This window comes from Mesorhizobium sp. M0207, from assembly GCF_040321995.1.
GTDB lineage: Bacteria > Pseudomonadota > Alphaproteobacteria > Rhizobiales > Rhizobiaceae > Mesorhizobium.
Window position 1 is genome coordinate 62,059 of record NZ_JAMYSQ010000002.1, and the last position, 16,554, is coordinate 78,612.

Annotated in this window: 17 protein-coding genes; 14 read left to right on the top strand and 3 right to left on the bottom strand. The window is 62.9% G+C overall.

Going from position 1 to position 16,554, the window contains the following annotated elements; all coding sequences use genetic code 11:
- Positions 1 to 3 precede the first annotated feature (3 nt).
- A complete protein-coding gene (locus NKJ15_RS04090; protein ID WP_352469641.1) occupies positions 4 to 873 on the bottom strand; it encodes a helix-turn-helix domain-containing protein in 870 nt (289 codons plus the stop codon).
- Positions 874 to 964: 91 nt separating this feature from the next.
- Between NKJ15_RS04090 and NKJ15_RS04095 the strand changes: the two genes are divergently transcribed.
- Together NKJ15_RS04095 and NKJ15_RS04100 are read left to right on the top strand one after the other, a co-directional pair.
- The gene (locus tag NKJ15_RS04095) at positions 965 to 2,509 is read left to right on the top strand and encodes a 4-hydroxyphenylacetate 3-hydroxylase N-terminal domain-containing protein (RefSeq protein WP_352814583.1); all 1,545 of its coding nucleotides are present in this window, start codon (positions 965 to 967) and stop codon (positions 2,507 to 2,509) included.
- Positions 2,510 to 2,519: 10 nt separating this feature from the next.
- Positions 2,520 to 3,029 (top strand): flavin reductase, encoded by a 510-nt coding sequence (locus tag NKJ15_RS04100; protein WP_027027471.1) that lies wholly within the window; start codon positions 2,520 to 2,522, stop codon positions 3,027 to 3,029.
- Positions 3,030 to 3,035: 6 nt separating this feature from the next.
- Here NKJ15_RS04100 and hpaR read toward each other — a convergent pair whose 3' ends face one another.
- On the bottom strand, positions 3,036 to 3,446 hold the full coding sequence (hpaR, locus tag NKJ15_RS04105; protein ID WP_352685406.1) for a homoprotocatechuate degradation operon regulator HpaR: 411 nt from the start codon (positions 3,444 to 3,446) through the stop codon (positions 3,036 to 3,038).
- A gap of 224 nt (positions 3,447 to 3,670) precedes the next feature.
- On the opposite strand from hpaR, the gene NKJ15_RS04110 reads away from it, so the two are divergent.
- Genes NKJ15_RS04110 through hpaH form a run of 5 tightly spaced genes read left to right on the top strand, consistent with a single transcriptional unit; the run spans position 3,671 to position 8,289 of the window.
- Positions 3,671 to 4,057, top strand: coding sequence for a 5-carboxymethyl-2-hydroxymuconate Delta-isomerase (locus NKJ15_RS04110; protein ID WP_352503132.1), 387 nt, complete (start codon positions 3,671 to 3,673; stop codon positions 4,055 to 4,057).
- A gap of 14 nt (positions 4,058 to 4,071) precedes the next feature.
- Positions 4,072 to 5,589, top strand: a complete 1,518-nt coding sequence (hpaE, locus tag NKJ15_RS04115) for a 5-carboxymethyl-2-hydroxymuconate semialdehyde dehydrogenase (RefSeq protein ID WP_352539281.1) — start codon at positions 4,072 to 4,074, stop codon at positions 5,587 to 5,589.
- A gap of 15 nt (positions 5,590 to 5,604) precedes the next feature.
- Positions 5,605 to 6,585, top strand: a complete 981-nt coding sequence (gene hpaD, locus NKJ15_RS04120; RefSeq protein ID WP_352469637.1) for a 3,4-dihydroxyphenylacetate 2,3-dioxygenase — start codon at positions 5,605 to 5,607, stop codon at positions 6,583 to 6,585.
- A gap of 25 nt (positions 6,586 to 6,610) precedes the next feature.
- A complete protein-coding gene (locus NKJ15_RS04125) occupies positions 6,611 to 7,486 on the top strand; it encodes a fumarylacetoacetate hydrolase family protein (RefSeq protein WP_352814210.1) in 876 nt (291 codons plus the stop codon).
- On the top strand, positions 7,483 to 8,289 hold the full coding sequence (hpaH, locus tag NKJ15_RS04130; RefSeq protein WP_352539282.1) for a 2-oxo-hept-4-ene-1,7-dioate hydratase: 807 nt from the start codon (positions 7,483 to 7,485) through the stop codon (positions 8,287 to 8,289). The genes NKJ15_RS04125 and hpaH overlap by 4 nt, the downstream gene beginning before the upstream one ends.
- 357 nt (positions 8,290 to 8,646) lie before the next feature.
- Here the strand turns inward: hpaH and NKJ15_RS04135 are convergent, their stop codons facing one another.
- Complete coding sequence (locus NKJ15_RS04135; protein WP_352814213.1) at positions 8,647 to 9,180, bottom strand: ABC transporter permease; 534 nt, start codon at positions 9,178 to 9,180, stop codon at positions 8,647 to 8,649.
- Here NKJ15_RS04135 and NKJ15_RS04140 point away from each other — a divergent pair.
- The 7 genes from NKJ15_RS04140 to NKJ15_RS04170 all read left to right on the top strand — a co-directional run bounded on the left by NKJ15_RS04140 (position 9,179) and on the right by NKJ15_RS04170 (position 16,547).
- The gene (locus NKJ15_RS04140) at positions 9,179 to 9,325 is read left to right on the top strand and encodes a hypothetical protein (RefSeq protein WP_352814216.1); all 147 of its coding nucleotides are present in this window, start codon (positions 9,179 to 9,181) and stop codon (positions 9,323 to 9,325) included. The two genes, NKJ15_RS04135 and NKJ15_RS04140, sit on opposite strands and share 2 nt — an antisense overlap.
- Positions 9,326 to 9,621: 296 nt before the next feature.
- Positions 9,622 to 9,936 carry a helix-turn-helix domain-containing protein gene (locus tag NKJ15_RS04145; protein ID WP_023675522.1) on the top strand — a complete coding sequence of 105 codons (315 nt, stop codon included), beginning with the start codon at positions 9,622 to 9,624 and terminating at the stop codon, positions 9,934 to 9,936.
- Positions 9,933 to 11,954, top strand: coding sequence for a hydrogenase 4 subunit B (gene hyfB / locus NKJ15_RS04150; RefSeq protein ID WP_502906861.1), 2,022 nt, complete (start codon positions 9,933 to 9,935; stop codon positions 11,952 to 11,954). The genes NKJ15_RS04145 and hyfB overlap by 4 nt, the downstream gene beginning before the upstream one ends.
- Positions 11,945 to 12,901, top strand: a complete 957-nt coding sequence (locus NKJ15_RS04155; RefSeq protein ID WP_023675520.1) for a respiratory chain complex I subunit 1 family protein — start codon at positions 11,945 to 11,947, stop codon at positions 12,899 to 12,901. Before hyfB ends, NKJ15_RS04155 begins: the two co-directional genes overlap by 10 nt.
- Positions 12,901 to 13,563: a hydrogenase-4 component E gene (locus NKJ15_RS04160; RefSeq protein ID WP_023675519.1), complete on the top strand. Its 663-nt coding sequence runs from the start codon at positions 12,901 to 12,903 to the stop codon at positions 13,561 to 13,563. The genes NKJ15_RS04155 and NKJ15_RS04160 overlap by 1 nt, the downstream gene beginning before the upstream one ends.
- Positions 13,560 to 15,011: a hydrogenase 4 subunit F gene (locus NKJ15_RS04165; protein ID WP_352685371.1), complete on the top strand. Its 1,452-nt coding sequence runs from the start codon at positions 13,560 to 13,562 to the stop codon at positions 15,009 to 15,011. Before NKJ15_RS04160 ends, NKJ15_RS04165 begins: the two co-directional genes overlap by 4 nt.
- 18 nt (positions 15,012 to 15,029) lie before the next feature.
- On the top strand, positions 15,030 to 16,547 hold the full coding sequence (locus tag NKJ15_RS04170; protein ID WP_352814218.1) for a hydrogenase large subunit: 1,518 nt from the start codon (positions 15,030 to 15,032) through the stop codon (positions 16,545 to 16,547).
- Positions 16,548 to 16,554 lie beyond the last annotated feature (7 nt).

Here is a 16,554-nt window from a genome sequence, read left to right on the forward strand (position 1 = left end):
CGCTCAGTCCTGACCGAGCCGCAGGCGTCGCCACGCCGCCGGCGAGAGGCCGACGGCGGCGCGGAAGAAGCGCGAGAAATAAGCCGGGTCGTTGAACCCGGTCTCATAGGCGATGTCCTCGACCGGGCGCACGGTGAACAGCAGCAGGCGCTTGGCCTCGACCAGCCGCCGCTCACCAACCGCCTGGCGTACGCCCGCGCCGAGCACCTGCCGCGCTGCCTTGTCGAGCAGATGGCGCGTGGTGCCGAGCGCGGCGGCATAGCGCTCGACCGGCCAGTCGTCGCGAAAGTGTCGGTCGATCAGACGCCGCAGCCGGCCGCCCAGCGCCACCGTCGCCGGCACCGCGACAGCATGCGACTGCGCATCGAGGCGGGCGATGCCCGACAATGCCACGGCGATCAGCGGCGGCAGGATTTTCTCCATACCGGGCAACCTGTCGGCATATTCCGCCTGGATCATCGTAACCGTATCACCCAACCTTTCCCAGAGGGCCGTTTCACCGCGTCCGGTGACGAAGACCGGCTGGTCGAGCGGCAGCGCGGACTGCTCAGCGATCGCCGCAAGGGCAGCATCGGCGACCGAGACAACGATGGCGTCGGCGCCCGTCTCGATGCTGAATCCGTGGACCACGCCGCTCGGCATGAAGCTCACCGTCGGCGCCGAAAAACTCCAGGTCTCGTCTTCGATCCGATAAATGCCGCTGCCGCCGGTCCAGAAGGTGATCTGCGCCATTTGCGGGTGCTTGTGCGCGAGAACCTGGCCGCGATGCACGGAGGCACGCGCAAGAACAGTCTCGACATGCAGGAATCCGACGTCGAGCGCACGCGCCGGTTCGCCGTAGACGAAGAATTCGGGAATGGCAGTCTGGCTCATCACGGCGAAAAAATCCAAGTGGTTCTATACTTTCGTCCATAAACCTTTGTCACGACGATCGCTACAGTTGACGCGTTAAAGGAGGATCATGATGCGATCGGAAGATTTCCGGGCCGACACGAAACGGCCGTTTACCGGTGCCGAATATTTGCAGAGCCTGCGCGACGGGCGCGAGGTCTATATCAATGGCGAGCGGATTGCCGACGTCACCACCCATCCGGCGATGCGCAACTCGGCGCGCTCGCTGGCCCGCCTCTACGATGCCTTGCACGATCCGGCGCGGCAGGCGGTGCTGACCTCGCCGACCGACACCGGTTCTGGCGGCTACACGCACAAATATTTCCGCGTCGCCCATTCCGCCGCGGATCTCGCCGCACAGCAGACCGCCATCGCCGACTGGTCGCGCATGTCCTACGGCTGGATGGGGCGCACGCCCGATTACAAGGCAGCACTTATGAACACGCTCGGCGCCAATGCCGAGTGGTACGGCCCGTTCAGGGACAATGCACTCGCCTGGCACAAACGCGCCCAGGAAGCGGCCCTGTTCATGAACCATGCCATCGTCAACCCGCCGATCGACCGCCACAAGCCGGCCGAGCAGGTGAAGGACGTGTTCGTGCACATCACGAAGGAGAACGACGCCGGCATCTGGGTGTCCGGCGCCAAGGTGGTGGCGACGTCGTCAGCGCTCACCCATTACAATTTCCTGGCGCAGAGCTCGGCGACGGTCACCGAGGACCCGTCATTGTCGGTGATGTTCATCGTGCCTATGAACGCGCCGGGGATAAAGATGTTCTGCCGCGTCTCTTACGAGCAGACGGCCAACACGGTCGGCCATCCCTTCGACTATCCGCTGTCGTCTCGTTTCGACGAGAACGATGCGATCCTGGTGCTGGACAATGTCTTCATCCCCTGGGAGGACGTGCTGGTGCTGCGCGATGCGCAGAAGATCCTCTCCTTCCACCCGGCGTCGGGCTTCATGCACGGCTATTGTTTTCAGGGCTGCACGCGCTTCGCCGTCAAGCTCGACTTCCTCGCAGGCCTGCTGGCGAAGGCGCTGCGCGCGACGGGCGGGGATGCCTTCCGCGGCAACCAGGCGGCCCTCGGCGAAGTAATTGCGCTGCGCCACATGTTCTGGAGCTTTTCCAACGCCATGGCGCACAACCCGATCCCATGGGCGAACGGCGCCGTGCTGCCCAATCTCGAAGCGGCGCTCGCCTATCGCACTTTCATGTCGGAGGCCTATCCGCGCGTTATCGATACGGTGCGCCGAGTCATCGCTTCGGGGCTGATCTACCTGCCGTCCTCGGCAAAGGATTTCGACAATCCGGAGATCGACAAGTACCTTGCCCAGTACGTGCGCGGCTCCAATGACATGGGCCATGTCGAACGCATCAAGATCATGAAGCTGCTGTGGGATGCGACCGGCACCGAGTTCGGCGGCCGCCACGCGCTCTATGAGCTCAACTATGCCGGTGCGCCGGAAGAGGTGCGGCTGCAGGTGCTGAAGGGCGCTGAGCGCGGCGGGCGCCTGAGGGCGATGGAGGAACTGGTCGACACCTGCATGGCCGACTACGACGAAAAGGGCTGGACCGGCGACACCTGGCTGCCGCCGCTGCCGGCTGGCGCAAGCTGAGGTCCCGGCCATGGAGCCACAAGTTGCAAGGCTGGAGTTCCGTGAGGCGATGGCGCGGGTCTGTGCGCCGGTCAACATCGTCACGACTGATGGTCCGGCCGGCCGCGGCGGCTTCACTGCGACCGCCATGTGCAGCGTTTCCGACGATCCGCCGACGCTGCTTGTGTGCATGAACGAGCGCTCGGCGCAGACCGGCCTGTTCCTCGCCAACCAGCGTTTCTGCGTCAACGTGCTGACGCAGTTACACACCCATCTGGCGGCAAAGTTCGCCGGTACGATCCGCGACATGGGCGAGCGCTACAATGCGGCAAGATGGCAGACCATGCCGTCCGGCATGCCGGCGCTGCTCGACGCCATCGTCAGCTTCGATTGCGAGATCGGCGACGTGAACAAGGTTGGCACGCACAATGTGATGTTCGGCCGCGTCGTCGACATCCGCCACGGCAGCGACGAGGCGGCGCTGCTCTATGTCGGCCGCAACTACATGCAGCCGAGTGCACTCGGCAGTTTTGGCGGGTAGAGGCTGTCAAGTCTGGTTTTCGGATGATTCCGACTGGATCAGGTTTTCGAGCAGGTCGAGCAGGTGCTCATGCTGTTCGGCGCCGTAGCGCTGCTCGATCGCATCGTAGATGGCGATGCGCTCGGGCGACAAATCCTCGATCAGCGCCAGCCCGGCCGGGCTGATTGCGAGCAGCGCCCGGCGACCGTCATCCTTGACCTTGTTGCGGGTGATGAACTGCCGTTCCTCCATCGCCTTGATGATGCGGGTCAGGCTGGGCGGAAGGATCGAGGCGCGATGGGCAAGTTCGGTTGCCTCGAGCGGCCCGGCTTCGGCAAGCACACGCAGCACGCGCCACTGCTGCTCAGTGATGTCGTGGCGGGCAAGCATCGGCCGGAAATGCGCCATGATCACTTCGCGGGCGCGAAGCAGAGCCATGGGCAGGGAGCGGCGGGTGCTGGGCGGTAGCAACGTCAGGTCTCCAAAAAATTCCAATTCCGGTACGACTCGCACCACACAATGAGACTCGGATCGCAGCTATATCCGCGATTTCGCCGGGGGCGGCAATCCCACCATCGAGAGCTGTATCTGCATAGAGAACGACACTTGACATTCCGCCGTCAAGATGTAATTCACATGTTAATTACAAGGTGGAGGAAACCTTGCCACATATGGCGATCGAATATTCGGCGAATCTCGACGCCAAGGTCGACATCAGCGCGCTTTGCACGCTGGTCGCTCGCACCATCCTCGAAACCGGCCTGTTCGAACATGGCGCGGTGAGGGTACGCGCTTTTCGCGCCGAGGCATACGCGATCGCCGATCGCCTCCCGGAGAACGGGTTCATCGACATGAACTTCCGCATCGGCAAGGGCCGCAGCGCCGAGGAAAAGAAACGCACCGGCGAGGCGATCTTCACTACTGTTTCGGATCATCTCGCATCTCTGTTCACGACGCCGCATTTCGCGCTGTCGCTGGAGATCCGCGAGATCGATGCCGAACTAAGCTGGAAGAAGAATGCCATCCACCCGCGCCTGCGCGGCAAGTGACAGGAACCCATATCATGGCGGCATTGGACGACAATCTGAGAAAGGCCGAGGCCTATCTCGAGCGCTTCAGAAGCGCTGGCGTGCTCAACCAGATCGGCGGCGAAACCGTGCCGGCCGCCGACGGCTCGACATACGAGACGCTGTCGCCAATCGACCTGAAGCCGATCGCCAAGGTGGCACGCGGCAAGGCCGCCGACATCGACCGCGCCGCCAAGGCGGCGAAGGCTGCCTTCCGCGACTGGGCGGCGATATCAGGCGACGCCCGCAAGAAGCAGTTGCACAAAATAGCCGACGCCATCGTCGCGCGGGCCGAGGAAATCGCTTTCGTCGAATGCATGGACACCGGCCAGTCATTGAAGTTCATGGCCAAGGCAGCGCTGCGCGGCGCGGAGAACTTCCGCTTCTACGCCGACCGCGCGCCGGAGGCCCGCGACGGCCACACGATCCGCGCACCGAACCAGGTCAACATGACGACGCGCGTGCCGGTCGGCCCGGTCGGCGTGATCACGCCGTGGAACACACCTTTCATGCTGTCGACCTGGAAGATCGCGCCGGCGCTCGCCGCCGGCTGTACGATCGTCCACAAGCCAGCCGAGTTCTCGCCGCTGACCGCGCGGCTTTTGGTCGAGATCGCCGAGGAGGCCGGCCTGCCGAAGGGCGTGTGGAACCTCGTCAACGGCTTTGGCGAGGACGCCGGCAGAGCGCTGACCGAACACCCCGACATCAAGGCGATCGGCTTCGTCGGCGAAAGCCGCACCGGCTCGATGATCATGAAGCAGGGTGCCGACACGCTGAAGCGCGTGCATTTCGAACTCGGCGGCAAGAACCCGGTCATCGTCTTTGCCGATGCCGATCTGGAGCGGGCGGCCGACGCTGCCGTCTTCATGATCTATTCGCTGAACGGCGAGCGCTGCACCTCGTCCTCACGCCTGCTGGTCGAGGAAAGCATCTACGACAAGTTCACCGCGCTGGTGGCGGAGAAGGCCAAGCGCATCAGGATAGGCCATCCGCTCGACCCCGAAACCGTGGTTGGCCCACTGATCCATCCGGTGCATGAGGAAAAGGTGCTGTCCTATATCGAGATCGGCAAGTCGGAAGGCGCTGTCGTCGCCGCCGGCGGCGGCAAGTTCGCCGGTCCGGGCGGCGGCTGCTATGTCAGCCCGACGCTGTTCGTCGGCGCCACCAACAAGATGCGCATCGCCCAGGAAGAGATATTCGGACCCGTGCTGACCGCCATCTCGTTCAAGGACGAGGCCGAGGCGCTGGCGCTGGCCAACGACACGCAATACGGCCTGACCGGCTATCTCTGGACCTCGGACGTCACCCGCGCCTTCCGCTTCACCGACGCGCTCGACGCCGGCATGATCTGGGTCAATTCGGAGAATGTGCGCCACCTGCCGACGCCGTTCGGCGGCGCCAAGAACTCAGGCATCGGCCGCGACGGCGGCGACTGGTCGTTCGATTTCTACATGGAAACCAAGAACATCGCGTTCGCCACGGCGCCGCATTCCATCCAGAAGCTCGGCGGCTGACCGGAGACCCCAACGATGCCCTTGCCCACACCCAATCTCTACCCGGCATTCAACATCGTGCGGCTCAGCCACGTCGAGCTGGCTGTTACGGACCTCGGTAAGTCGCGCGCGTTCTATGTCGACACGCTCGGCCTGCAGGTGACCGACGAGACCAAGGACGCCATCTATCTGCGCGCCATGGAAGAGCGCGGCCACCATTGCATCGTGCTCAGGAAAGGTGCCGCGCCGGAAGCCCGCGACCTCGGCTTCAAGCTGTTTTCCGACGACGATCTCGACAAGGCCGAGCACTTCTTCAAAGCCAGGGGTCTGCCTGTGAAATGGGTCGAGCGGCCCTACCAGTCGCGTACCTTCCGCACCCGCGACCCGCACGGCATTCCGCTCGAATTCTATTCCAGAATGGAGCGGCTGCCGCCGATCCATCAGAAGTATGCGCTGTACAAAGGCGTCAAGCCGCTGCGCATCGACCACTTCAACTGCTTCTCGCCCAATGTCGATGAATCGGTGGCGTTCTACAACGAACTCGGCTTCCGCGTGACCGAGTACACGGAGGATGCCGCGACCGGAAGACTTTGGGCGGCATGGACGCACCGCAAGGGCGGCGTCCACGACATCGCCTTCACCAATGGCATCGGCCCACGTCTGCACCACGTCGCCTTCTGGGTGCCGACGCCGCTCAACATCATCGATCTGCTCGACCTGATGGCGACCACCGGCTGGCTGCCGAACATCGAGCGCGGTCCCGGCCGGCACGGCATTTCCAACGCCTTCTTCCTCTATATCCGTGATCCCGACAATCACCGCATCGAGATCTATTGTTCGGACTACCAGACGGTAGATCCCGACCTAGAGCCGATCAAATGGGACCTCAAGGACCCGCAGCGCCAGACGCTGTGGGGCGCACCGGCGCCGAAGAGCTGGTTCGAGGAAGGCAGCACCTTTGCCGGCGTCGAGCCGCGCAAGTCCGATCTGGCGGCCTCGCCGATCGTCGCGCCGTGACGTCGGCTAACTGCAGGGGAAACAAATGAGCGCGGCACGTCTCGCCACCTTCACCGTTGGCGGCAAAACGCGCTACGGCGCAATCACCGACAAGGGCGTCGTCGACCTGTCGGCGCGACACGCACAGTGGCCGAGTTTGCGCGAGGTGATAGAGGCCGGCGCACTGCGACGGCTGACGGAAGAGGCGGACGCTGTCGCCGCCGATTTCCCGCTCGACGCCATCGCCTACGAGATACCCGTCCCCTCGCCCGAAAAGATCATCTGCGTCGGCGTCAACTATCCGGACCGCAACGAGGAGTACAAGGACGGACAGGCCGCACCCTCGAACCCGTCGCTGTTCATCCGCTTCCCGCGCTCCTTCGTCGGCCATGGCACGCCCCTCGTGCGGCCGTCGGAATCGCCGCAGCTCGATTATGAGGGCGAGATCGTCATCGTCATCGGCAAGGGCGGCCGCAGGATCGCCGAGGCGGATGCGCTGGGCCATATCGCAGCACTTTCGCTCTGCAACGAAGGGACCATCCGCGACTGGGTGCGGCATGCCAAGTTCAACGTCACGCAGGGCAAGAACTTCGACCGGACCGGCTCTATCGGCCCCTGGCTTGTGCCGTTCACCGACGAGGCACAGATCGCTGACATCGCGCTGACCACGCGCGTCAATGGCGAGGTTCGCCAGCAGGACCGCACCGGCCGCATGATCTTTTCCTTCCGCAAGATCATCAACTACATCTCGACCTTCACCACGCTGGCGCCGGGCGACGTCATCGTCACCGGCACGCCGACCGGCGCTGGCGCCCGGTTCGACCCGCCAATCTGGCTGAAGCCGGGCGACGTGATCGAGGTCGAGGCCGACGGCATTGGCATGCTCAGCAACGGCGTCGTCGACGAAGGGACCGGCCGATGATGACGCCGGAACAGGTCGAAGACGCGGCCGCGAGGCTGTTCGAGGCCGAGCGCGACCGCCGCCAGATCAGGCTGCTCAGCCTTGATTTCCCCGGGGCGACGATGGATGACGCCTATCTCGTCCAGGCGGCGCTGGTGAAACGAAAAGTGGCCTCGGGCCTGACGATCAAAGGCTGGAAGATCGGCCTGACCTCCAAGGCGATGCAGTCGGCGCTCGCCATCGACATTCCGGATTCCGGTGTGCTGTTCGACGACATGTTCTTCGATGACGGCGGCACCGTTCCAGCCGGCCGCTTCATCCAGCCGCGCATCGAGGCCGAGATCGCCTTCGTAATGAAGGCGTCGCTGGCCGGTCCGGACGTGTCGATCGACGACGTGCTCGACGCCACCGACTACATCACGCCGGCGCTGGAGATCCTCGACACCCGTATCGAGCGCGTCAACAAGGAGAGCGGCAGGATACGGACCTTCTTCGACACCATCTCCGACAATGCCGCCAATGCCGGCGTCGTCGTCGGCGGCCGTCGTGCCGGACCGCGCGAGGCCGACCTGCGCTGGATCGGCGCCATCCTGTCGCGCAATGGCGAGGTCGAAGAGACCGGGCTCGGCGCCGGGGTGCTCGATCATCCGGCGAAGGGCATCGCCTGGCTGGCCAACCGGCTGCATCAGTACGGCATGCAGATATCCGCCGGACAGGCCGTGCTGTCGGGCTCGTTCATCCGGCCCGTGGAGTGTCGCCACAGTGACACTATCGCTGCCGATTTCGGACCCTATGGAGCGATCCGCATCACCTTTGCCCGCTAGCGGCAATTCCTCCATAGCCCGCTGACCCGACTTGCCGGCGGCGTGCTGAAACAGAACCCGGAAGAGCCCGAAAGGGTGTCGGCACTCCTTGCCAGCCTTCAAAGTATCGGCGCCGAAATCCGGGTGCCGCGCGAACAACCGTTCGATGCCATCGCTTTGCTGGACGATCAGGATTAACTCGACTTCCATCGCTGGCCGCGTTCCTGAAAGGCTTTATTACGCGATAGACCACGATCCGCTGACGCGCTTTTGCGCTCCTGTTTCAATCCGAGCCGCTGTCCCGAGCCGCTGTGCAGTTTTGGGCAACATGCGTTTGATCGACAAACCCGTGGCCAGAAGCCGTCGGGACGGCCGGCGCTATCGATTCGAGCGGCCGAGCGCTGTGGACGCAATCAGCAAAACGATCGAGGCGGCGATCAGCACTGTGGCAGCAGCCGCGATGGTCGGCGTCAGCGTGTCGCGCGCGATGGTGAACATCTCGCGCGGCAAGGTGCGTTGTCCGGGACCGGCGAGGAACATCGTCACCACGACTTCGTCGAGCGAGGTGGCGAAGGCAAACAGCGCGCCCGACGCGATGCCCGGCAGAATGACCGGAAGCGTGACTTTGCGGAAGGTGAGGAAGGATGGCGCCCCCATGCTGGCGGCCGCCCAGAGCAGCCGCCTGTCGAGACCGGTGAGAACGGCCGAGACGGTCACCACGACGAAGGGAACGGCGAGCGAGGTATGGCCGAGGATGAGGCCGGGAAGGGTCGCGGTCAGGCCGGCCATCGAGAAGACGAAATACATGCCGACGCCGACGATGACCACCGGCGCGATCATCGGCACCAGCAGCAAGGCGGAGATCGTGCGCCGACCTGGCAGATTAGGCGCCGCGAGGCCGAGCGCGGCCATGGTGCCTAGCGGCGTCGCCAGCACATTCGCGAAGGCGCTGTTCCTGGATTTCGGCAGCTATCTGTTTTGGCCGATCCTGAAGCACGAACACGATGAGATCGGCCCAACGACAAGAGCAAGCGAACTCAGCCATACCCACTCATAGCGTAGAGTGAGGTCGAAGAGATAGCCGACGCGCCCGCGGCGGCTCCAATCGAGTGGCCGGCCGAGATAAGGGCCCATTGCCAGCCCCATCACGCGCAAATCCGAGATGGCTGGCGACAAGACTGGCCGTGACGGGAATGGCCGCATGGCTTTGGTTCGAGGCAGGGCGTATCGCCCGGTTTTCTACAGCCTCAAGACAGATGCGTCACGCATCACTAATTGAATGCGCCGCATTTTAATATATGCTGCAAGACGTAGAGATAATATCTCAAAGCTGATCAAAAGGGGGACGCGACCGTGATAACTGCTCCACAGTTGCGTGCCGCGAGGGCGCTCCTTGGCATCGACCAGCGCAGGCTTGCCGAATTGTCCGGTCTTTCCGTGCCGACAATTCAACGCATGGAAGCCAGCGAGTCGATTATTCGGGGTAACGTCGATTCTCTCATGAAGCTGATCGGGGCACTTGACCTCGCCGGTGTGGAATTGATCGCTGAAGGCGCCTCCAGCCAAATCGGTGGGCGCGGCGTGCGACTGAAAGCGGATTTTGACCCCGCCAAAATCCTTGGCGGAGTCGATACGGATGCCAAACTCCCCGTGAGGAGCGTGGCGTGATTTCGGGGGCCGCGGTCCTCCTGTGGGGCGTCGCTGCGCTCCTGGGGACTGCGGTGCTTGCGATTGCGGAAAGCCGCAGATCCGACTCGGGAACACGCCTGATCTACGGCTTGACGCTAGGTATATCGGCGGCCGTGCTCATGGTTCTCGCGAGCCGCATCGCCTACAATCCCGTCACCCCGTCGACTGTGGTGTTGCCTCTTGGATTGCCATGGATTGGCGCTCATTTCCGTTTGGATGCGCTGTCGACTTTCTTCCTCATCGTCGTCAACTTCGGCGGCTCCATGGCCAGTCTTTATGGCCTCGGCTACGGCAGGCATGAGTCTGCGCCGCATCGGGTGCTGCCGTTCTTCCCGGCTTTCCTAGCCGGAATGAACCTTGTCGTGGTGGCCGACGACGCCTTCACTTTCCTGCTTTCCTGGGAATTCATGTCGCTCGCCTCCTGGGCGCTCGTCATGGCGCACCATCGCAAGCAGGACAATGCGCGGGCGGGCTACATCTATCTCGTGATGGCGAGCTTCGGCACACTCGCGCTGCTGCTTGCGTTCGGCCTGCTCGCCGGATCCGATGGAACCTACACATTCGACGCGATGCGAGCCGCCGATCCCACCCCGTTCGCCGCTGCTTTCGTCCTGGTTCTCATGCTGCTGGGCGCCGGCTCCAAGGCCGGACTCGTCCCGCTGCACGTCTGGCTGCCACTCGCCCATCCGGCCGCGCCAAGCCACGTCTCGGCTCTGATGAGCGGCGTGATGACCAAGGTCGCAGTCTATGGCTTCATACGCGTTATTTTCGATCTGCTCGGTGAGCCGGCATGGTGGTCGGGCGTTGCCGTGCTTTTCCTTGGCGGGCTGACGGCGGTTCTCGGCATCCTCTACGCGCTGATGGAAAAGGACCTGAAGCGACTGCTTGCCTATAGCACCATTGAAAACATCGGCGTCATCTTCGTAAGCCTTGGTCTCGCGCTCGCTTTCAAGGCGAACGCCATGCCATCGGCTGCAGCGCTGGCGCTCACCGCCGCGCTGTTCCACGTCCTCAACCATTCCTTTTTCAAGAGCCTGCTGTTTTTCGGCGCGGGCGCCGTGCTGACGGCAACCGGAGAGCGGGATATGGAGAAGCTGGGCGGTCTCATCCACCGCATGCCCTTTACAAGTTTTGCCTTTCTCGTCGGTTGCGTCGCGATCTCGGCACTTCCACCCTTCAACGGCTTCGTCTCCGAATGGCTGGCCTTTCAGGCCATATTGCAGAGCCCCGATCTGCCACAATGGGGACTGAAGGTCATGGTGCCCGCCGTTGGCGGTCTGCTGGCGCTGTCAGCGGCACTGGCCGCGGCCTGCTTTGTAAAGGCGTTCGGGATTGCATTCCTCGGCCGGCCACGCTCGGCCGCGGTGGAACTGGCGCATGAGGTCGACCGCTACTCGCTGGCGGCAATGTTCATTCTCGCTGCCCTTTGTCTCCTGGCCGGCATTCTGCCCGGTCTTGTGATAGACGGCCTCTCATCGGTGACACTGCCACTGATCGGCAGTCGGATGCCTGTGCAGGTGGCCCAGCCCTGGCTGTCTATCGTGCCGATTGCAGCGAGCCGCAGTTCCTACAACGGCCTGTTGGTGTTCCTGTTCATCGCCTTTTCCGCATCCGCTGCGGCATATGTGATCCATCGCTTTGCATCACATGCACTCCGTCGGGGTCCCGCCTGGGGTTGTGGCTTCCCGGATGTGGTCCCGAGCTCGCAGTACACGGCCGTCAGCTTCGCGCAGCCTATCCGCCGCGTCTTCGGCACGTTCGTATTCCGTGCAAGGGAAACCGTCGAAATGCCGGCACCTGGCGAGACCGGTCCGGCTCGTCTGAATGTCGAAATGCATGATGTGATCTGGGAGACGCTGTACCTGCCTATCGGCCGGGCCCTCGACTTTGCGACCGACCACCTCAACCATCTGCAGTTCCTGACGATCAGGCGCTACCTGACCCTCGTCTTTCTCTTTCTCATTGTCCTGCTCCTGGTGCTCGCACTATGGCCGTGATTCTCGAGTTGGCCGTTCAAGGCGCGCAGATGGCGCTGGTGCTTTTGCTGGCGCCGCTCCTGACCGGATTCGTGCGCAAGGTGAAGGCACGGCTCTTGCGCCGCCAGGGTCCTTCCCTGATCCAACCTTACCGCGATCTCTTGCGGCTGATGCGCAAGGAAGTCGTTCTGGCGGACAACGCATCCTGGCTGTTTCGCGTGACGCCCTATCTGATCTTTGCCACCACCTGGGTCGGCGCGGCGCTCATCCCGACATTCGCCGCCGGCCTCACATTCAGTTGGACCGCCGATCTCATAGCCATTGTCGCACTGCTGGGAAGCGCCCGGTTCTTCCTGGCGCTGGCAGGCATGGACGTCGGCACGAGCTTCGGCGGCATCGGCTCGAGCCGCGAGGTGATGATCGCTTCGCTGGCCGAACCCGCCATGCTGCTCATCGTGTTCAGCCTGGCGCTCGTCGCGGGTGCTACGCAACTCTCAACGGTCGCCGCCTTCATGGGGTCACCGGAGGTTGGCTTGCGGGTGTCGCTCGGGATGTCGCTCATCGCCCTCGTGATGGTGGCGATCGCCGAAAACGCCCGCATACCCGTGGACAACCCATCGACCCATCTGGAACTCACCATGGTTCATGAGGCGATGGTGCTGGAATATTCCGGTCGCCATCTGGCGATGATCGAGTTTGCCGCCTTCCTCAAGCTTCTGCTCTATGTGTCGCTGATTTCCTGCGTCTTCCTACCTTGGGGACTGGCGAGCGCCGGTGCAGGACTGGAATCCCTTGCTCCGGGTGTCGTCGCCTATGTCGGCAAGCTTGCCGTCTGTGGCGTTCTCCTCGCCGTGTTTGAGACTGCCATCGCCAAGATGCGCGTCTTCCGCGTCCCGGATTTCCTCGGGGCAGCGCTGATGCTGGCCCTGCTCGGCACGCTCCTGCTGTTCGTCTCGCGGAGCCTCTGATGAACGGCCTCACCTTCGACATCGCTCACCTGCTCGCCGGCGGCCTGGTGCTGGTCAGTTTCATGATGCTGTATCAGGATCGCCTCTTTGCTCTGATCAACGTTTTTGCGCTTCATGCAATCGTGCTGGCCCTGTCCGTAGCTTGGCAGGCATACATTCAGGACGCGCATCATCTCTACGTCACGGCGGCAATCGCCCTCGTCTTCAAGGCGATCGTCATTCCTGTCGGGCTTCATCGCATCATTCAGCGGCTCGGCATCCATCGTGACGTCGAGACCGCCGTCGGCATCGGTACGACGATGCTTGCGGGGATAGGCCTGGTGACCCTGTCCATGGTCCTGATGCTGCGCGTCACTCCCGAGGCTGATCCCCTCGCCCGCGAGGACCTGGCTTTCGCGCTGTCCATCATTTTGCTGGGGCTGCTGGTGATGGTCACCCGCCGCAACGCCGTCAGCCAAGTTGTCGGATTCATGTCGCTCGAGAACGGTCTGGTCCTCGCCGCCACGGGGGCCAAGGGCATGCCTCTGGTCGTCGAGATCAGTGTCGCCTTCTCGATCCTTATCGCCTTCATCGTCATCGGAGTCTTCCTGTTCCGCATCCGCGAGAGGTTCGACTCGGTGGATGTCGGCGCGCTCGACGACTACAGGGGAGAACACCGTTGACCGCGTTTTCCCTCGATGCGGTGGCCGCCATTTTGCTGATACCGGTCTTCGCGGCCGCACTTCTGGCGGCGCTGCCGAAATACCGGATATCGGCGGGCGTCAATGTCGCTGCGAGCTTGCTGACCTTGCTCGCCGCACTGTCGCTTCTTGTCACCGACCGCCCGCAGCCTGGGCAGTATCTGCTCGTCGACGATCTCAATATCGTCTTCATCGTGCTCAACACATTCGTCGGCTTCACCACCAGCGTCTTCAGCGCTTCCTACATTGCCCACGAACTGGAGACCGGGCGGCTGACAGTCCCGAACTTGCGGTTTTATCACGCAATGTACCAGGTCATGATGTTCGGCATGAACCTGGCGTTCGTGTCCAACAATATTGGCTTGATGTGGGTGGCGGTGGAGCTTGCCACGCTGACCACCGTGCTCATGGTCGGCATCTACCGCACGCACGAAGCGCTGGAGGCAGCCTGGAAATATTTCATTCTGGGCAGCGTCGGCATCGCGCTCGCACTGTTCGGCACCATCCTCGTCTACATGGCTGCACAGCCGGTTGTTGGCGAGGGGACGAATGCGATGGTCTGGACGGTGCTCATCGCTCACGCCGCGCGCTTCGATCCGGCTCTGCTCAATGTCGCCTTCATCTTTCTGCTGCTCGGCTACGGGACGAAGGTCGGCCTTGCGCCCTTACATGCCTGGCTGCCAGACGCGCATGCTGAGGGTCCAACGCCGATTTCCGCAGTGCTGTCGGGCTTGCTGTTAAACGTCGCACTCTATGCCGTGCTGCGCTTCAAGCTATTGCTCGCGGCAAGCCCGGAAGCGATCGCACCTGGGCCATTGATGATCACGATGGGACTGACGTCGCTTGTCTTCGCGGCCTTCATGCTCTACCGCCGCCGCGACATCAAACGCCTGTTCGCGTACTCCTCGATCGAGCACATGGGCATCATCGTGTTCGCCTTCGGCATAGGAGGCCCGCTCGCCAATTTTGCCGGGCTGCTGCACATGGTCATGCACAGCCTGACCAAGTCGGCGATCTTTTTCACGGTCGGCCACATTGCCCAGGTCAAGGGGACACAGAACATCGCCGAAATCCGGGGACTGACGGAAACACATCCTGCCCTTGGCTGGGCGCTCGTCATCGGCGTCGTTGCCATTGCCGGCCTCCCTCCGCTCGGTATCTTCATGAGCGAATTCCTGGTCGTAAGTTCGACATTTGCAAGACACCCTCTTTTGGCCATGCCCTTGGTTTTCGGGATTCTGCTGGCTTTCGGCGCCCTGCTGCTTCGACTGACCGGCGTCGCCTTCGGCGAACCGCGCGGCAGCACTGCACCCGCCGAGGCGTCCTACATTCCGATGTATTCCCACTTGGCGTTGGTGTTTGCCGCCGGCATCTATCTGCCGCCACCGCTGGTCACATGGTTCCAGCACGTCGCAAGTATCCTGGGGTGAGCAGGGGAGAGAAAGAGCATGCCCGCGCTGATCGACCTCATCCTTGCTGGCCAACGTGTCGAAAATCATTTCCCGTGGTCGCGCGCCGTGGTGACTCCGAAAAAATGGGGCTTTGCCGTCGAGCAATTGGCCGAGGGCCACTGGAGCTTGCTCGGCCTATGGGGTGAGCCAGGCGCCGTCCACATGGCACTTCTCGACGAAAGCGCCGGGGACATCGGCGTCGTCAGCCTGGAATGCCCCAGTGGCCGCTACCCATCGGTCGGCCGGCTGCATCCGCCCGCATTGCGGCTCGAACGTGCGGCTGCTGACCTGTTCGGGCTCCTGCCACAAGGCGCGCCTGATACGAGACGGTGGCTTGATCATGGCCACTGGGGTGTCAGCTATCCGTTGAGTACCCGCGTCCGGACGTCTGCTGCGACTGCCTTCCCGTACAGTTTCCTGCCTGCCGAGGGGGAGAGCCTGCATCAGATCCCGGTCGGGCCCGTGCATGCCGGCATCATCGAGCCGGGCCATTTCCGGTTCACGGCAAGCGGTGAAACGGTCGTCCGGCTGGAGCAGCGCCTCGGTTACGCGCACAAGGGTATAGAAGGCCTGATGGCGGGGTCCGATATCGACCGTGCAGCCAAATTGGCGGGCAGAACCTCTGGCGACAGTACCGTGGCATACTCCCTCGCTTTTGCCCGCGCGGTCGAGGCGGCGCTGGGTGTCCAGGTTCCCCCACGCGCGGTCTGGCTGCGAGCGCTCATGGCCGAGTTGGAGCGCCTGGCCAATCATCTGGGCGACATAGGCGCTATCTGCAATGATGCCGCCTTCGCGCTTATGCATGCCCACTGTGGGGTGCTGCGTGAGCGCGTATTGCGGGCAAGCGATGCGGCCTTCGGTCATCGTTTGATGCGCGACTGCATCGTGCCCGGAGGCGTGGCAAGCTTCCCGAGCGATGAGGGCATGACAGCACTCAGGTCCCTGATCAAAGAGATCAGGCAGCGGTTTCCCGCGCTGGTCGAGCTCTACGACAACACGGCGTCGCTGCAGGATCGGACTGTCGCGACTGGCCGGCTGAAGGTGGAACTCGCTCGTCAATATCGCGCCGGAGGCTACGTTGGCCGGGCCTCCGGTCGGGACTTCGATGCCCGACGCAATCTCGCTTATCCACCCTATGGGGAACTCGCCTTCGATGTACCTCTCCTCCAGGAAGGCGATGTGAACGCCCGTGTATGGATTCGTATCCACGAGGTCGAACAGAGCCTGTCCCTGATCGAACAAGTCCTGCGACAACTGCCAGACGGACCGATCCGCGTCGATTTCGCGCAGACAAACCGATCGCATGAAGGCATGGCGCTCGTCGAAGGTTTCCGCGGCGACATTCTGGCCTGGCTGCGCATTGGCAAGGGCGGCTTGGTCGAGCGCTGTCACCTCCGTGATGCGTCATGGTTTCAGTGGCCGCTCCTTGAAGCGGCGATCGAAGGAAACATCGTTGCCGACTTTCCGCTGTGCAACAAATCGTTCAACTGCTCTTATTCGGGCCATGATCTCTGAAGGCACG